Origin of the sequence: Pseudomonas sp. S4_EA_1b (assembly GCF_016307435.1) — a bacterium.
GTDB classification, from domain to species: Bacteria; Pseudomonadota; Gammaproteobacteria; order Pseudomonadales; family Pseudomonadaceae; genus Aquipseudomonas; species Aquipseudomonas rhodesiae.
On the sequence record NZ_JAEILC010000035.1, the window covers coordinates 134813 to 152620 of the forward strand.

Genomic DNA, 17808 nt, shown 5'->3' on the forward strand with positions numbered 1-17808 from the left:
GAAAACAAACCCGTCTCAAGTCTAAGCGCAGTGCCTGGCTTTGTAACGCGTCGTCGCCTCGGCTATGCCGTTGCGGCGCCAGCTAACCACTGGTGACAAACCTGTACCCCTGATCCATCGGCGCACTGCATTCGTCACAGCGACTGCATCAGTGCATGGGTCATGATCGTCTAAGCAGAAACCTTGCCAGCTCCGTAAAAACCACTGAAATCAATCCTTTGCCCACTTATGTCCACCTGCGGGTCGTTTTGGTGAGCGTAATGCGCACAAAAACGGTGCGTGGCCCGCCGCCCCTCTGCGCGAAAAGCGTGCGCTCAAGGCCGTGAAAAAGACTATAGACGGTGCGTGATACACTGCCCGCCAACAGTTTTTCCGGAATATTTCCCATGCTCGCGCCCAAAGATTTCCTCGACGCCCTGAGCGGCCACGCCTCTCGCCTGTTCAGCGGAGAAACTCCATTGCCCCGCAATGAAATCGAAAGCCAGTTCAAGGCCTTGCTGCAAAGCGGTTTCAGCAAGCTCGACCTGGTCAGCCGTGAAGAATTCGACAGCCAGATGGTCGTGCTGGCCCGCACGCGTGCGCGGCTGGAGAGCCTGGAGGCGAAGGTGGCGGAGTTGGAAGCGCGGCTGACGCCTGATCAGAAATAGCCCATACCTCTGTTGAGACGAGCCTGTTCGCGCAGATCTTCGCGAACAGGCTCACGCTCCACCTACCCAAGATACGTTCAGTAAAACCTCCCCGCCCCGCTCTTACCCACCTCGTCTACCCTTGAAAAACCGCAGGAAGCGGCCCTCACTTTTCAAGGAACGAGCATGTCCCTCGCCATCGTCCACAGCCGCGCCCAGATCGGCGTCGAAGCGCCCGCCGTCACCGTCGAAGTGCATATGGCCAACGGCCTGCCGTCCCTGACGCTGGTGGGGCTGCCCGAAACCGCAGTCAAGGAAAGCAAAGACCGCGTGCGCAGCGCCATTCTCAACTCCGCGCTGCAATACCCTGCCCGTCGCATCACCCTCAATCTCGCGCCCGCTGACCTGCCTAAGGACGGCGGTCGTTTTGACCTGGCGATTGCCTTGGGCATCCTGGCGGCGAGCGTGCAAGTGCCGGCGCTGATGCTCGATGACGTGGAGTGCCTGGGCGAACTGGCCCTGTCCGGCGAGGTACGCGCGGTGAAAGGTGTACTGCCGGCGGCACTGGCCGCACGCAAGGCGGGACGCACGGTGATAGTTCCGCGTGCGAACGCCGAAGAAGCCTGCCTGGCATCGGGGTTGAAGGTGATTGCGGTGGATCACTTGCTGCAGGTGGTGGCGCACTTGAATGGCCAGGTGCCGATCGAGCCATACAGGTCCGATGGCTTGCTGTATCTGAACAAGCCCTATCCGGACTTGAGTGAAGTGCAGGGCCAATTGGCGGCCAAGCGCGCGCTGCTGCTTGCTGCGGCTGGCGCACATAACCTGCTGTTCAGCGGCCCGCCCGGCACCGGCAAAACCTTGCTCGCCAGCCGCTTGCCCGGTCTGCTGCCGCCCTTGACCGAACACGAAGCCCTGGAAGTCGCGGCCATCCAGTCGGTGGTCAGCCTGGCACCTCTGAGCCATTGGCCCCATCGGCCGTTTCGCCAACCCCACCACTCCGCGTCCGGGCCGGCCTTGGTGGGCGGTGGCTCGAAACCCCAGCCGGGGGAAATCACCCTGGCCCATCACGGTGTGCTGTTTCTGGATGAATTACCGGAATTCGATCGCAAGGTGCTGGAGGTACTGCGCGAGCCGCTGGAGTCAGGGCATATCGTGATTTCCCGCGCGCGCGACCGGGTAAGTTTCCCGGCGCGCTTCCAACTAGTGGCCGCAATGAACCCCTGCCCCTGCGGTTATCTGGGTGACACCACCGGGCGCTGTCGCTGTACGCCGGAGCAGATCCAGCGCTATCGCAACAAACTGTCCGGGCCGTTACTGGACCGGATCGACTTGCACCTGACGGTTGCACGGGAAACCACGGCGCTGAACCCGGCACTGGCAGCCGGGGATAACACAGCAACGGCGGCCGCACAGGTTGCCAACGCGCGGGAGCAGCAGGAAAAACGCCAGGGCTGTGCCAATGCGTTTCTGGACCTGCCGGGGTTGCGCGAGCATTGCAGGCTGGCGAAGGCCGACGAGAGCTGGCTGGAGAGCGCCTGCGAGCGGCTGACACTCTCCTTGCGCGCGGCTCACCGCTTACTCAAGGTGGCCCGCACGTTAGCTGATCTGGAGCAGGAGGCTACGATCACTCGCGAGCATCTGAAGGAGGCGCTGCAATACCGCCCGGCGGCTATCATGTGAGCATCCCTCCCTGATCAACAGCGCTTCAGCGGAAGCGATCCACCTCATGCCGCAAGCCCGACGCCAGTGTCTCCAACTCCTTGGCGGTGATCGCCAGGTTCGAGACGACTTCGCGCTGTTCGCTGTTGGCCAGCGCAATGCTCTGCAGGTTGCTGCTAAGCAAAGTCGCGGTGCTGCTCTGTTCCTGGGTAGCCGTGGTAATCGCAGCGAACTGCTGACCGGCCGAGCGGCTTTGTTCGTCGATCCGCGCCAGGGCCGACGCCACGTCGGCGTTGCGCGACAAGCCTTCCTGCATCAGAACCTTGCCTTGCTCCATGGTGCTGATGGCGTTGCCGGTTTCTTTCTGAATGCTTTGGATCATCCCGGAAATTTCATCGGTGGCTTCACGTGTACGCGAGGCCAGATTGCGCACTTCATCCGCCACTACAGCGAAACCACGGCCTTGCTCACCGGCCCGCGCAGCCTCAATGGCGGCGTTGAGCGCCAGCAGGTTGGTCTGTTCGGCAATGGCGGTGATCACACCGACGATGCCGCCGATCTCCTGGGAACGCTGACCCAACGTGTTGATCACCGTTGCGGTGCTGTTCAGTGCCGTAGCGATATGCTCCAGGGACGACGAGGCTTCCTGCATCGAGTTGCGTCCGATCCGGGTCTGTTGGGCGTTCTCTTGAGCCAGACGTTCGGTGTTGCCCATGTTGTCGGCGATGTTCAGCGATGTGGCGCTGAACTCTTCCACCGCGCCGGCCATGCTAGTGATTTCACCGGACTGCTGCTCCATGCCCTCATAGGCGCCCCCGGACAACCCGGACAGCGCCTGAGCGCGACCGTTGACCTCTTCGGCCGCCTTGCGGATATGCGACACCATGGTCGACAGCGCTTCCCCCATCTGGTTGAAGGCCCGCGCCAGTTGGCCGATCTCGTCATGGCTGGAGACGTTCAGGCGAGCACTCAAATCCCCAGCGCCCAGGGCTTCGGCCTGACGCACCAAATCGCCCAACGGCGCCAGTTTGCTGCGCAACAACCATACCGTCGCACCCACCGCCAGCAACATCGCCAACACACTGCCGATCACCAGACGCAGGCCGACGGCCCAGGTGACCGCGCGGATTTCCGCCTTTGGCATGCTGGCGACCACTGCCCACGGGCCGCCGTCGAACGGTACCGATACGCTGTAGAAGTCTTCGCTCTTATCGCTCCAGAAACGTCCCTTGCCTGGGGTTTTGGCCAGATCCAGCATCACCGGCACCGCTTGCTCCGGGGCCTGCACACCCGCCGGCGACACCAGCCAGTGTTTCTGTTCATCCAGCAAGGCCAGTGAACCGGTCTGGCCGATGCGGAAGCGTTTGAGGTTCTCGAACTGGGCGTTCTGCGCATCGGTGTAGTCGAAACCGATAAACAGCACCGCGATAACTTTGCCGCTGGCGTCACGCACCGGGCTGTACTGAGTCATATAGGAGCGATCGAACAACACCGCCCGACCAATATAGGGCTGCCCGCTGAACACCCGCGCATACGCCGGGCTCTGGCGGTCCAGCACAGTACCGATGGCGCGGCTGCCGTCCTGCTTGGTCAGGGAGGTGCTGACCCGGATAAAGTCGTCGCCACTGCGCACGAACACCGTGGCTACGCCGCCGGACATCTGCTTGAACACATCCACTTCGGTGAAGTTGTTGTTCAGCACCTCGCTGCCCAGATACAGGCTCGGGGTCTGCACACCGGCGACCGCGATGGGCTGGTCCGCGCGCACGCTCAAGCCCGCGCTGAAGCGCTTCTCGAACAGCCCCGTCAGGCGCTGAGTGCTTTCACGCAGCGTGCTATGGAACGTATTCAGCTGGTCGGCGAGCAGGCGCGCCTCGCTGGCCAAATGTTCCTCGCGGGTGTCGAGGTTGGCGGCATCCAGGGAACGCAGGGCAAAAACAGTACTGCCGCCAATGGCGACAGCCAGGATCACGGCAAGGGCCATACCGAGTTGGGAGGCAATCCGGGCACGAGGTTGAGACATGACAGCTCCTGGCCGAGGCCAGGATCATCCTGATCTCATAGCGCTGCTCGGCAAATTATCTAAGTGGGCAAACGTTGGTGCACGATGGTTCCAACACACCTACTTCGGCGGGTGATTGCAATACTTGAGCGAATCGCAGGGGTATCGCGCAAACGGTTGCGCACCAGCGTTATAAGCACTTCAATCGAAGCGTTCCACCGCAGGCAACACCATCGCTTGCACTTCGCTCTGCAGGAAATCCGCGAGGCGTCGCAGGCGCTCGCCACCCGGACGGGTTTTCGGCCAGACCAGATAATAGTGCTCGCCACTGGCCACAGCGCTGGGCCATGGCAGGCTCAGCCTCCCCTGAGCCACGTCTTCGGCCACCATCAGCAGGTCGCCCATGGACACGCCGTACCCCCGCGCCGCCGCGATCATGCCTAGTTCCAGGGTATCGAAGACTTGCCCCCCCTTGAGCGACACTTGGGACGACAGCCCCATGCGCTCCAGCCAGTAGCGCCAATCGCGCCGATCCGGCGTCGGGTGCAGCAACTCAGCCTTGGCCAGTCGCGCCGCGTCCCAGGGGCCGTCGTCGAGCAGGTTGGGGGCGCCGACGGGAATCAGCATCTCGGGAAACAGGCGACACGCCTCCCAATCCGTGGGGAAATGGCCATTGCTGAGTAGGACGGCACAGTCGAACGGCTCGTGGTTGAAGTCCACTTCGTCAACGCTCATCCACGCGCTGGTCAGTTGCACCTCATTGCCCGGCTGCAAATGCCGAAAACGACTGAGCCGCGCCAGCAGCCAACGCATGGTCAGGGTGGAGGGGGCCTTCATGCGCAGGATGTCGTCCTCGCTATTGAGGGTGTGGCAGGCCCGCTCCAACGCGGCGAACCCCTCGCGCACGCCGGGCAACAGCAGCCGTGCGGCCTCGGTAAGTTGCAGGTGGCGACCGCTACGCTGGAACAGGCGACAGGCGAAATGCTCTTCGAGGGTGCGGATATGCCGGCTCACCGCACTTTGGGTGATGGACAGTTCTTCGGCGGCGCGAGTGAAAGAGTTGTGCCGGGAAGCGGCCTCAAAGGCACGCAGGGCATAAAGCGGTGGAAGACGACGAGACATTGGGAAAGCTCCGACAACTCAATACGAGAACCCTACCAGACTCGATAGGAGCATGAGTTTTAATCATGCGAACGATCGCATTTATCCCTTTGTGCAATGGGCTGAGAGCGCCGAGAATCAACCCTCCCCCAATTCTATGACTTTCAGAGCGTGATGATTATGCAGCATCCGGCACGTACCGAACTCTGGGCCATTCTGCGGCTTTCCGGGCCGCTGATCGCCTCGCAGTTGGCCCACATGCTCATGGTGCTGACCGACACTTTGATGATGGCGCGCCTGAGTCCCGAAGCCTTGGCCGGCGGTGGCCTGGGCGCGGCGAGCTATTCGTTCGTGTCGATCTTCTGCATCGGCGTGATCGCCGCCGTGGGTACGCTGGTGGCCATCCGTCATGGCGCGGGCGACATCGAAGGCGCCACGCGTCTGACCCAGGCAGGGCTTTGGCTCGCTTGGTTGATGGCCCTGGCGGCCGGCCTGCTGCTATGGAACCTCAAACCGGTGTTACTGCTGTTCGGCCAGACCGAAACCAACGTGCAGTCGGCGGGGCAATTTCTGACGATCCTGCCGTTCGCCCTGCCTGGCTACCTGAGCTTCATGGCCCTGCGTGGCTTCACCAGCGCCATAGGTAAAGCCACGCCGGTGATGGTGATCAGCCTCGGCGGCACGGTGCTCAACTACCTGCTCAACCACGCACTGATCGAAGGTATGTTCGGCCTGCCGAAACTCGGCCTGATGGGCATTGGCCTGGTCACGGCGATCGTCGCCAATGGCATGGCGCTGACGTTGATGTGGTACATCCGCAGCAATCGTGCGTATGCCGCCTACCCGCTGAGCAGCGGCCTGCTGCGCCTCAATACCCACTATCTGCGCGAACTGTGGCGGCTGGGGCTGCCGATTGGCGGCACCTATGCGGTGGAAGTCGGGCTGTTTGCCTTCGCGGCGCTGTGCATGGGCACCATGGGCAGCACGCAACTGGCTGCGCATCAGATCGCTCTGCAGATCGTCTCGGTGGCGTTCATGGTGCCGGCGGGGATGTCCTACGCAGTGACCATGCGCATCGGCCAGCACTACGGCGCCGGGCAGTTGCTGCGGGCCCGTCTGGCAGGACGCGTCGGAATCGGTTTCGGCGCCTTGGTGATGTTGGGGTTTGCCGCCGTGCTGTGGCTGTATTCCGACCCGCTGATCGGACTGTTCCTCGACCATAACGACCCGGCGTTCCATGACGTCATCGTCCTGGCCGTCAGCCTGTTGGCCGTGGCGGCCTGGTTCGAACTGTTCGATGGCGTGCAAACCATCGCCATGGGCTGCATTCGTGGGCTCAAGGACGCCAAAACCACCTTCCTGGTCGGTTTGGGTTGCTACTGGCTGATCGGTGCGCCGTCGGCCTGGCTGATGGCGTTCACCCTGGGTTGGGGCCCCACCGGTGTATGGTGGGGATTGGCACTGGGGCTGGCCTGCGCGGCAGTGAGCCTGACCTGGGCGTTTGAAGCGAAGATCAAACGCATGATTCACCAGGAACCTGCGGACCAAGTAGCGTTTCAGACTGCGCAAACGGACTAGAAGCCTATTGCGTTGCTTCGCCGCGCTAGTTGGCCGCGCCCGGCATGGCTTGCCGGCCATTGCCGATAGTCAGGTAATCCACCAGCTCAGGCAATGGCAACGGCTTGCTGATCAGGTAACCCTGGGCCTGGTCGCAACCGAACAAACGCAACAGCGCCAATTGCTCTGGGGTTTCGACGCCTTCGGCCACCACTTCCAGGTTGAGGTTGTGAGCCAGATTGATCATGGCGTGCACCAACTTGCGGTTCTCTTCGCGCTCCTCCATGCCGCCCACGAAGCTCTTATCGATTTTCAGCAGGGCAATCGGCAGGCTGTTGAGGTGCACGAACGATGAGAAACCGGTACCAAAGTCATCCAGGGAAAACCGCACGCCCAGGCGACCAAGGGCATCCATGGTTTGTTTGACCAAGTCACTGCGGCGCATCACGGCGGTTTCGGTCAGTTCGAACTCCAACCATTGCGCCTCCACCCCACGCTCAGCAATCAGGCGGCTGAGGGTAGAGAGCAATTGGCTGTCCTGAAACTGACGGAACGACAGGTTGACCGCCATGTGCAGCGGCGGCAGGCCGCGTTCGCGCAAATCCTGCATGTCGCGCAGGGCACGGGAGATCACCCAATAGCCCAGCGGCACGATCAAGCCGCTTTGCTCGGCCAGGGGCACGAACTCGCTGGGCGGGAGCAGGCCGCGCTCACCGTGGCGCCAGCGCACCAAGGCTTCGAGACCGACGATATGGCCGTCATCCAGGTCCAGGCGCGGCTGGTAATGCAGCTCCAGCTCATCGCGCCGCAGGGCACGACGCAGTTCGCTCTCCAGATCGGCCAGACTGCGGGCGTTGCGATTGATGCGTTCGTTGAAGATATGAAAGGTGCAACCCTGGGTGCTTTTAGCTTGCTGCATAGCGATATGGGCGTGCCACATCAGCGGGTCGGCGCCGGCGCGAGCGCGGGCATGGGCCACGCCCAGGCTGCAGCCGATCAGCAGGCTTTCGCCATCGACCCAGTAGGGTTCGGCCATGGCTTCGATGATGCGTTCGGCCATCCATTCAGCACGCTGCGGCGCACGGCGTGTGTCGATCAGCAAGGCGAATTCGTCGCTGCCCAGGCGGGCGAGCTGGTCGCCGATTTCGAGCTGGCTCTTGAGCCGCGACACGACCTGCAGAATCAGGCGATCGCCGGCCTGGTGGCCGAGAGCATCGTTGGCATGGCGGAAATTGTCCAGGTCCAGATGGCCGAGAGCCAGGCCGCGACCGTCATTCTCGGCCAGCCTCGCAGCCAGCAAGGTCTGGAAGCCCTGGCGGTTGGCGATACCGGTGAGCGGATCCTGCTCGGCCAGGCGTTGCAGGGTCGTCTCCAGTACACCGCGCTCGCGCACATGACGCAGGCAGCGGCGTAGCGTGTCGACAGCTATTGCATCACGCACCAGCCAATCGCTGACGCCAAGGGGCGCAACCAGCGGCTCCTGCTCAAGCAGCAGCACGCAGGGCAAGCTGCAACGGCCGGGGGCAGGTTGCAGGGCAGGTGTGGTCAACAGCACCGCGCTCTGGTCGTCATCGAACAGACGACTCACGGAATCCCAACTTGGCGCGCTGATCAGCACAGCCCCATCGCCCATCGGCGCCAGGCACTCGCGCAACAACGCTGCCCACTCAGGCGTATCGGCCAGAAGCAGCAAACGCAAGGGTTCGACAGGCGTAGACAAGCTAGCTCCCTAGACTCTGCAAGATTTCATTGGCGGCGGGCATTATGACGCGCGGCCTGATAATCACCAATGATAAGAGTTATCAAACACGCCGGTTGTAATCATTTGTCAGTGCTTCAACCACAAGAAGCCCCGACATCCTGCGGCAAAGTAGCAAAACCGGCAAATTTAGATCGAGTGGTACGTCACACCGTCGATCCAGGGCAGCAGAATCTTGCCAGCCTGTTAAAATGCCCGCCCTTTTGACCAACGACCCCAAAAAATCCGTATGTCCCGACTCAACCCCCGGCAGCAAGAAGCCGTGAACTACGTCGGCGGCCCTCTATTGGTGCTCGCCGGCGCAGGCTCCGGCAAGACCAGCGTGATCACCCGCAAGATCGCGCACCTGATCCAGAACTGTGGCATCCGCGCTCAGTACATTGTCGCCATGACCTTTACCAACAAGGCCGCGCGCGAAATGAAAGAGCGCGTCGGCACCCTGCTCAAGGGTGGCGAGGGCCGTGGCCTCACCGTGTGTACCTTCCACAACCTGGGGCTGAACATCATCCGCAAGGAGCATGTGCGGCTGGGCTACAAACCGGGCTTTTCGATCTTTGACGAGACCGATGTCAAAGCCCTGATGACCGACATCATGCAAAAGGAATACGCGGGCGACGACGGCGTCGATGAGATCAAGAACATGATCGGCGCCTGGAAAAACGATCTGATCCTGCCCGCCGAAGCCCTGGAAAACGCGCGTAACCCTAAGGAGCAGACCGCCGCCATCGTCTACACCCACTACCAGCGCACGCTCAAGGCGTTCAACGCGGTGGACTTCGACGACCTTATCCTGCTGCCGGTCAAGCTGTTCCAGGAACACAAAGACATCCTGGAGAAATGGCAGAACAAGGTGCGCTACCTGCTGGTGGATGAGTACCAGGACACCAACGCCAGCCAATACCTACTGGTAAAACTGCTGATCGGGACGCGCAACCAGTTCACCGTGGTGGGCGACGATGACCAGTCGATCTACGCCTGGCGCGGTGCCCGCCCGGAAAACCTGATGCTGCTCAAGGAGGACTACCCGTCCTTGAAGGTGGTGATGCTGGAGCAGAACTACCGCTCCACCAGCCGTATCCTGCGTTGCGCCAACGTGCTGATCTCCAACAACCCTCACGAGTTCGAAAAGCAACTGTGGAGCGAGATGGGCCATGGCGACGAGATCCGCGTGATCCGCTGCCGCAACGAAGACGCCGAAGCCGAGCGCGTGGCCGTCGAGATCCTCAGCCTGCACCTGCGCACTGACCGGCCTTACAGCGATTTCGCGATCCTGTACCGGGGCAACTACCAGGCCAAGCTGATCGAGCTGAAATTGCAGCACCACCAGGTGCCGTATCGTCTGTCAGGCGGTAACAGCTTTTTCGGACGTCAGGAAGTCAAAGACCTGATGGCTTATTTCCGTCTGATCGTGAATCCAGACGACGACAACGCCTTCTTGCGCGTGATCAACGTGCCGCGTCGGGAAATCGGCTCCACCACCCTGGAAAAACTCGGCAACTACGCCACCGAGCGCAAGATCTCGATGTACGCCGCTACCGACGAAATCGGCCTGGGCGAACATTTGGACACGCGCTTCACCGATCGGCTGTCGCGCTTCAAGCGTTTCATGGACAAAGTGCGCGAGCAATGTGCCGGCGAAGACCCGATCAGCGCCCTGCGCAGCATGGTCATGGATATCGACTATGAAAACTGGCTGCGCACCAACAGCTCCAGCGACAAGGCCGCGGATTACCGCATGGGCAACGTCTGGTTCCTGATCGAAGCACTGAAGAACACCCTGGAAAAAGACGAAGACGGCGAGATGACCGTCGAAGACGCCATCGGCAAGCTGGTACTGCGCGATATGCTCGAACGCCAGCAGGAAGAAGAAGATGGCGCCGAAGGTGTACAGATGATGACCTTGCATGCCTCCAAGGGCCTGGAATTCCCCTACGTGTTCATCATGGGCATGGAAGAGGAAATCCTCCCGCACCGCTCCAGCATCGAAGCCGACACTATCGAGGAAGAACGGCGCCTGGCCTACGTGGGCATTACCCGCGCGCGTCAGACCCTGGCCTTCACCTTCGCCGCCAAGCGTAAGCAATACGGCGAAATCATCGACTGTGCCCCCAGCCGGTTTCTCGACGAGTTACCGCCGGACGACCTGGCCTGGGAAGGCAATGACGACACCCCGACCGAGGTGAAGGCCGTGCGCGGCAACACCGCCTTGGCGGATATACGCGCGATGTTAAAGCGCTAGAATCGACTACTTTTTAATCTACTTTCGGCGCACAACGCGCCATTAGAGGAAGCTTTCCGTGGAAGCACTGCACAAGAAAATTCGCGAAGAAGGCATCGTGCTTTCCGATCAGGTACTCAAGGTCGATGCATTTCTGAACCACCAGATCGACCCGGCGCTGATGAAACTGATCGGCGACGAATTCGCTGCACTGTTCAAGGATTCGGGCATCACCAAGATCGTCACCATTGAGGCTTCAGGCATCGCCCCGGCGATCATGACCGGCCTGAACCTCGGCGTACCGGTGATCTTCGCGCGCAAGCAGCAATCCCTGACCCTGACCGAAAACCTGCTGTCGGCGACGGTGTATTCCTTCACCAAGAAAACCGAAAGCACCGTGGCCATCTCGCCGCGCCACCTGACCAGCAGCGACCGCGTGCTGGTGATCGATGACTTCCTGGCCAATGGCAAGGCATCCCAGGCACTGATTTCGATCATCAAGCAAGCCGGCGCCACCGTGGCCGGTTTGGGGATCGTCATCGAGAAGTCGTTCCAGGGTGGCCGCGCGGAGCTGGATGCCCAGGGCTATCGGGTTGAATCGCTGGCGCGGGTGAAGTCGCTGGCCGGTGGCGTCGTCACCTTTATCGAGTAATTTGCTACGAGGTGAACACGGATCAAAATGTGGGAGGGGGCAAGCCCCCTTCCACATTGGCTTTGCGTTGGTTTTTAGTGAGCGGTTGCTTGTAAGCCAGCGAGCAATAGGCGCTGGTAGAGGTCCTCCTTCAAACCCTCCGGCGCATCCAACCGCATCCGCCTCAGATGCGCTGGAAACGCTTGCGGCTCCGGTGCATCCAGCGCCGCCTTGCCCAACTCCAGAATCTCCGTCAGCTTGAATTTGCTCTTGAGCCAGTTCAAGGCGCGCAACAAATCCCGCTCTTCGTCCGTGAAATCGCTGCCCAGCGGATACTCCGGGAACAAACGCCGATGCCGCGCCTGGATACCCTGGAGCCGCTCCGGCGTGTTGTCGCTGAAGCGCGGATCGAGCTGGAAATCCTTGGGCAACTTGCCGGCCTTTTGCGCCTGCTCGATCAAGTCGGCCTGGAAGCGCGAGTCGGTGATGTTGAGCAACGCCTCAATCACCTTCGCGTCCGTCTGGCCGCGTAAATCCGCGATGCCGTATTCGGTGATGACGATGTCCCGCAGATGCCGTGGAATGGTGCAGTGGCCGTAATCCCAAACGATATTGGAACTGACCTCCCCGGCCGATTCGCGCCAGCTGCGCAGAATCAGGATCGACCGCGCCCCCTCCAACGCATGGCCCTGAGCCACAAAGTTGTATTGCCCGCCCACGCCGCTAAGCACGCGGCCGTCTTCCAATTGATCAGCCACACCCGCGCCCAGCAACGTCACCACGATCGCGCTGTTGATAAACCGCGCGTCCTGGCGCTGCAGGCGCTTGAGCGCCTCCTGACCGTATAACTCGTTGATGTAGCTGATACGGGTCATGTTGAATTCAAGGCGCTTGGAATGGGTCATTTCCTGCAAGCGCTGGTAAAAACTGCGCGGGCCAAGAAAGAAGCCGCCGTGGATCGATACACCATCGGGCTGCGCCGCATCGTCGAGCAAGCCGGCGTTGGCCTGCTCCTGAGTGGCCCCATCTGGGTACACCTTGCGCCGCATAATGCCGGCGTCGGCCAGCACTAGCAGGCCATTGACGAACATTTCGCTGCAGCCATACAGGCCACGAGCGAAGGGCGCGACGCCGCCTTCACGGCTGATCAACGGCGCCCAGCGGTACACATCCAGGTCCGTCATCAGCAAGCGATAGGCTTCGTTGTCCGCCTGGCGCGCCAGTAATGCGGCGGTCAGCGCGTCGCCCATGGAACCGATGCCGATCTGCAAGGTACCGCCATCGCGCACCAAGGTACTGGCATGCAGGCCGATAAAGTGATCCTGGAAACCCACCGGCATATTGGGCGTGGAAAACAGCGTGGTGCTGTCCTTCTCATCGAGCAGGTAATCGAATACGTCCATGCCCAGCTCAGAATCACCGGGCATGTAGGGCAAATCGGTGTGGACCTGGCCGACGATCAGGATGGTCTCACCCGCCTCCCGGCGCTTGGCGATCATCGGCAGTAGGTCGAGGGTAATGTCGGGGTTGCAGCTCAGGCTCAGGCGGTCGGGGTGTTCGGTACTGCTGGCGACCAGTTGCGCCACCAGGTTCAGGCCGGCGGCGTTGATGTCGCGGGCTGCATGGCTGTAGTTGCTGCTGACGTAATCCTGCTGGGCCGAAACGCTGTGCAGCAGGCTGCCGGGCTGCATGAAGAATTGCTGCACGTGGATATTGGGCGGCAGGCTGTCTTTATGCAGGTCGGCGAGAAAGTCCAATTCAGGGTAATCACCGAACACGCGCTCGATAAAGGGTTCGAGGAAACGCTTCTGCAAACCGTCGCCCAATGTCGGGCGGCCCAGGCTTAGAGCGGTATAAATGGTCAGCGCTCGTTCCGGTAGCTTGGCAATACGCCGATATAACGCGTTGACGAACAGATTGGGTTTACCCAAACCCAGGGGCAGGCCCATGTGGATATGCGCCGGCAACCGCGCCAGTACGTCGTCAACTGCTTGCTCGATTGAACACAACTGCACCATCCGACCCTCCTGACATTCCATGATTTGGGTTGGACCGAGCTTGCAGGCTCTTTGCTGCAATAACCAGTCTTCAGGATGAATCCCAGGCACAAAAAAGCCGCTCGTAAGCGGCATTTTTGACGAAGATCGGCTGATTAAAGACCGGACATCTTCTTGATCGCGCCCTTGAGGTCATCATCGGAGCAATCGGCGCAGGTGCCTTTAGCCGGCATGGCGTTGATGCCAGTGATAGCCTTGGCCAGGATGCCATCGAGGCCGCCCTGGTGGTCAGCGCGCTCTTTCCAGGCCGCGGTGTCGCCAATTTTCGGCGCGCCAAGCAAACCCGAGCCGTGACATGCGTTGCAGTGCTTGGCGATGATCTGATCTGCCGTTTTCGCTCCACCACCGCCGGCAGCCACGGCCACTTCCATGCCTTTGCATTCCTGACCTTGAACACACACCTGGCCCACAGGCTCCAGGCGCTTGGCGATCTCATCATTGGTGGCAGCTTGAGCGCTGACAGCCCATAGAGCCAGTACGGTTGCTGGTGCAGCCAGCATTTTCATAATTAGGTTCACGCGTTCACCCTCAATGGTGGCTATTCACGCCTGCGGCCACGGTTTCGCAGGCGGCGAAAGTATAACGGTTAGCCCGCCTGGCTGAAACAACCCTATTAACCAAAGGGAGATTCAGTCTGGCGGAATGCAGCTACGGGCGGCTCTGCAATGCTGGCAGGACGCCTCTTCTGTTAAAAGTTCGCGGGTGTGGCTGCGCTGATTAGTCGCGCCGGCACGTCGAACGGATTGCGAAAACGGTGGGGCTTGGTGCTTTCAAAGTAGTAGCTATCGCCCGCTTCGAGCACAAAAGTTTCAAGACCGACCACCAACTCCAACCGGCCTTCCAGCAGAATCCCGGTTTCCTCGCCCTCGTGGGTGAGCATTTCTTCACCTGTGTCGGCGCCCGGCGGGTAGATCTCGTTGAGAAACGCGATGGCCCGGCTTGGATGCGCGCGGCCCACCAGTTTCATCGTGACGGCGCCGTCGGAGATGTCGATCAGCTCATTGGCTTTATAGACGATCTGCGTCGGTATTTCCTGAAGGATCTCTTCAGAGAAGAACTCGACCATGGACATGGGAATGCCACCCAGCACCTTGCGCAAGGAGCTGATCGAAGGGCTGACACTGTTTTTTTCGATCATCGAAATGGTGCTGTTGGTGACACCCGCGCGCTTGGCGAGCTCACGCTGGGAAAGACCTTTGAGTTTACGGATGGATTGCAGTCGTTCGCCGACGTCCAATGCAGGTGCCTCCTAGGATTCAGGCTTTGTTGTAATTGAGCGTTATCATGGCGACAGCGTTCAGTATTTACAACACTTTGGCCTAAATCCCGACCAGCTCCATTCGTGACGACCTGTCAGGCCTCGGAGTAGAGCCTTGGCACCCGCCGCAGGTTGCAGAAGATCTGGTAGGGGATGGTCTCGGCGGCGACGGCCACGTCACTGGCCAGAATGTTCTTGCCCCACAGCTCCACCGTAGAGCCCAGACCGGCCTGAGGCACGTCCGTCAGGTCGACGCACAGCATGTCCATGGACACACGCCCCAGCAACTGACTGCGCTGCCCGGCCACCAGCACCGGCGTACCCGTGGGAGCATGGCGCGGGTAACCGTCGGCGTAACCCATGGCCACTACCCCGATTCGCATCGGCTTGGGCGTGATGAACCTGGCACCGTAGCCTACGGGCTCACCCGCCGGCAGTTCACGCACGCAGATCACTTTCGATTCCAGGGTCATCACCGGCTGCAAACGTGCGGCCACAGACTGCGCTTCGCCGAAAGGCGTAGCACCATAGAGCATGATGCCGGGCCGGACCCAGTCGCTGGACACATTCGGCCAGCCCATCACCGATGGCGAATTGCGCAAGCTGACCTCTGCGCTCAGGCCTTGGCGCGCCGCATCAAACACGGCCACCTGCTCATCACTGCTCACGCAATCGAGCTCATCGGCGCGGGCGAAATGGCTCATCAGCACAATCTTGGCAACGCTGCCGGTGGCCAGTAGGCGCTGGTAAGCCTCGTGATAATCCTTAGGGTGCAAGCCCACGCGGTGCATACCCGAATCCAGCTTGAGCCAGACGGTCAGCGGCTTGCTCAAGCGCGCCTGTTCGATCGCCTCCAGTTGCCACAGCGAGTGCACCACGCACCAGAAATCATGCTCGATGATCAGTGGCAGCTCGTCGGCTTCAAAAAAGCCTTCCAGCAACAGCACCGGCGCACGAATGCCAGCGGCACGCAGTTCCAATGCTTCCTCGATGCACGCTACGGCAAAGCCGTCGGCCTCGGCTTCCAGCGCCTGGGCCACACGTACGGCACCGTGGCCATAGGCATCGGCCTTGATCACGGCAAGTGCCTTGGCTCCCGTGAGTTCACGGGCCAATTGGTAGTTGTGGCGCAGGGCTTGGAGGTCGATCAGGGCACGGGCTGGACGCATGGCGGCAGGCTTCTAGGCGGCAGAGTGAAGAAAAACCGGCGCTGATCAACAAACCTCAGCGCCGGGAGAGGGATCTGTATTACGGCAGAGCAGCCACGACGGACAGTTCTACCAGAATCTGCGGCTCGCACAGCTTGGCCTCAACCGTGGCGCGGGCCGGTGCAACCCCTTTGGGCAACCAGGCGTCCCACACCGCGTTCATACCGGCGAAATCGGCGTCGATGTCTTTCAAATAAATCGTCACCGACAGCAATCGGGTCTTGTCGGTACCGGCCAGGTCTAGCAAACGCTCGATATTGGCCAAGGTTTCACGGGTCTGCTGTTCAATCCCGGCGCCCATATCGTCGCCGACTTGCCCAGCCAGGTACACGGTACCGCTGTGGACAACGATCTGGCTCATGCGCTCATTGGTGAGCTGGCGCTGGATTGACATGTTTTGCGGACTCCTGGTGGTTGCCATAACGGGAAATATCGAGGCCTGCGGCGCTGATTTGCGGGGTTTTCTTGGCCATCAGGTCGGCCAGCAAACGGCCCGATCCGCAGGCCATGGTCCAACCGAGAGTGCCGTGGCCGGTATTCAGGAACAGGTTCTTGAACGGTGTGGCACCGACAATCGGCGTGCCGTCAGGTGTGGTCGGACGCAGGCCGGTCCAGAACGAAGCCTGGGCCAAATCGCCGCCTTGAGGATAAAGGTCGTTGACGATCATCTCCAGGGTTTCACGTCGACGCGGGTTCAGCGACAGGTCAAAACCGGCTATTTCAGCCATGCCACCGACGCGAATGCGGTTGTCGAAACGGGTGATCGCGACCTTGTAGGTCTCGTCGAGAATGGTCGACGTGGGCGCCATCGCCGGGTTGGTGATCGGCACAGTCAGCGAGTACCCCTTGAGCGGGTACACCGGGGCCTTGATACCCAGCGGCTTGAGCAACTTCGGCGAATAACTGCCCAAGGCGAGCACGTAGCGATCGGCCGTTTCCAGCTTGCCATCGATCCATACGCCGTTGATGCGGTCGCCCGCGTGATCGAGGCGCTGGATGTCTTGTTCGAAGCGGAACTCAACGCCCAATTGCGTGCACATCTCGGCCAGGCGCGTGGTGAACATCTGGCAGTCGCCGGTCTGATCGTTGGGCAAGCGCAGGGCACCGGCCAGAATATCGGTGACGCTGGCCAGGGCAGGCTCGACGCGAGCAATGCCGGCACGGTCAAGCAGTTCGAAAGGCACGCCGGACTCTTTGAGCACCGCGATGTCCTTGGCCGCGCCATCCAACTGCGCCTGGGTACGGAACAGTTGGGTAGTACCGAGGCTGCGGCCTTCGTAGGCAATACCGGTCTCGGCGCGCAGCTCATCAAGGCAGTCGCGGCTGTATTCGGACAAACGCACCATGCGCTCTTTGTTAACTGCATACCGGCTGGCGGTGCAGTTGCGCAGCATCTGCGCCATCCACAGGTATTGATCGATATCGGCGGTGGCCTTGATGGCCAGCGGCGCGTGGCGTTGCAGCAGCCATTTCATGGCCTTGAGCGGCACACCCGGTGCGGCCCAGGGCGAGGCGTAACCGGGGGACACCTGACCGGCGTTGGCGAAACTGGTTTCCATGGCTGCGGCGGGTTGACGGTCGACGACCACCACTTCGAAACCGGCCCGCGCCAAATAGTACGCACTGGTGACACCAATGACGCCGCTACCCAAGACCAGAACGCGCATTTTTATATCCTCATCGCGGCGTGGCCGCCGACGTGTGTTATTCGAGCAATGATGGGCGCAGT

14 protein-coding genes are annotated in these 17808 nt (G+C 61.0%); 5 read left to right on the forward strand and 9 right to left on the reverse strand.

Going from position 1 to position 17808, the window contains the following annotated elements; all coding sequences use genetic code 11:
• Positions 1–386 precede the first annotated feature (386 nt).
• Positions 387–647, forward strand: a complete 261-nt coding sequence (locus YA0848_RS12210) for an accessory factor UbiK family protein (RefSeq protein ID WP_034101453.1) — start codon at positions 387–389, stop codon at positions 645–647.
• A 165-nt stretch (positions 648–812) separates the two neighbouring features.
• Positions 813–2309, forward strand: coding sequence for a YifB family Mg chelatase-like AAA ATPase (locus YA0848_RS12215; protein ID WP_047881765.1), 1497 nt, complete (start codon positions 813–815; stop codon positions 2307–2309).
• A 25-nt stretch (positions 2310–2334) separates the two neighbouring features.
• On the opposite strand, the gene YA0848_RS12220 is transcribed toward YA0848_RS12215, so the two are convergent.
• Positions 2335–4311 (reverse strand): methyl-accepting chemotaxis protein, encoded by a 1977-nt coding sequence (locus YA0848_RS12220; protein WP_040266788.1) that lies wholly within the window; start codon positions 4309–4311, stop codon positions 2335–2337.
• 180 nt (positions 4312–4491) lie between these two features.
• A complete protein-coding gene (locus YA0848_RS12225; protein WP_034115446.1) occupies positions 4492–5412 on the reverse strand; it encodes a LysR substrate-binding domain-containing protein in 921 nt (306 codons plus the stop codon).
• A 153-nt stretch (positions 5413–5565) separates the two neighbouring features.
• On the opposite strand from YA0848_RS12225, the gene YA0848_RS12230 reads away from it, so the two are divergent.
• Positions 5566–6969: a NorM family multidrug efflux MATE transporter gene (locus tag YA0848_RS12230; protein WP_099312914.1), complete on the forward strand. Its 1404-nt coding sequence runs from the start codon at positions 5566–5568 to the stop codon at positions 6967–6969.
• 25 nt (positions 6970–6994) lie between these two features.
• Here YA0848_RS12230 and YA0848_RS12235 read toward each other — a convergent pair whose 3' ends face one another.
• Complete coding sequence (locus tag YA0848_RS12235; RefSeq protein WP_034115448.1) at positions 6995–8668, reverse strand: putative bifunctional diguanylate cyclase/phosphodiesterase; 1674 nt, start codon at positions 8666–8668, stop codon at positions 6995–6997.
• A gap of 268 nt (positions 8669–8936) precedes the next feature.
• Here YA0848_RS12235 and rep point away from each other — a divergent pair, with 268 nt between their 5' ends.
• Positions 8937–10946, forward strand: a complete 2010-nt coding sequence (gene rep, locus YA0848_RS12240; protein WP_034101459.1) for a DNA helicase Rep — start codon at positions 8937–8939, stop codon at positions 10944–10946.
• A 58-nt stretch (positions 10947–11004) separates the two neighbouring features.
• Positions 11005–11577: a xanthine phosphoribosyltransferase gene (locus YA0848_RS12245; RefSeq protein WP_003195447.1), complete on the forward strand. Its 573-nt coding sequence runs from the start codon at positions 11005–11007 to the stop codon at positions 11575–11577.
• A gap of 74 nt (positions 11578–11651) precedes the next feature.
• Here the strand turns inward: YA0848_RS12245 and YA0848_RS12250 are convergent, their stop codons facing one another.
• The 6 genes from YA0848_RS12250 to dadA form a co-directional block, all read right to left on the reverse strand.
• A complete protein-coding gene (locus YA0848_RS12250; protein WP_169902318.1) occupies positions 11652–13574 on the reverse strand; it encodes an acetyl-CoA hydrolase/transferase family protein in 1923 nt (640 codons plus the stop codon).
• A 134-nt stretch (positions 13575–13708) separates the two neighbouring features.
• Positions 13709–14119: a c-type cytochrome gene (locus tag YA0848_RS12255; protein ID WP_123479213.1), complete on the reverse strand. Its 411-nt coding sequence runs from the start codon at positions 14117–14119 to the stop codon at positions 13709–13711.
• Positions 14120–14301: 182 nt separating this feature from the next.
• Entirely contained in the window at positions 14302–14850 is a 549-nt protein-coding gene (locus YA0848_RS12260) for a cupin domain-containing protein (RefSeq protein ID WP_005792468.1), read from the reverse strand.
• A gap of 116 nt (positions 14851–14966) precedes the next feature.
• A complete protein-coding gene (alr, locus tag YA0848_RS12265; protein WP_169902317.1) occupies positions 14967–16040 on the reverse strand; it encodes an alanine racemase in 1074 nt (357 codons plus the stop codon).
• A gap of 79 nt (positions 16041–16119) precedes the next feature.
• On the reverse strand, positions 16120–16473 hold the full coding sequence (locus YA0848_RS12270; protein ID WP_034101463.1) for a RidA family protein: 354 nt from the start codon (positions 16471–16473) through the stop codon (positions 16120–16122).
• Positions 16445–17746 carry a D-amino acid dehydrogenase gene (gene dadA, locus YA0848_RS12275; protein WP_034101464.1) on the reverse strand — a complete coding sequence of 434 codons (1302 nt, stop codon included), beginning with the start codon at positions 17744–17746 and terminating at the stop codon, positions 16445–16447. Before dadA ends, YA0848_RS12270 begins: the two co-directional genes overlap by 29 nt.
• Positions 17747–17808: the final 62 nt, after the last annotated feature.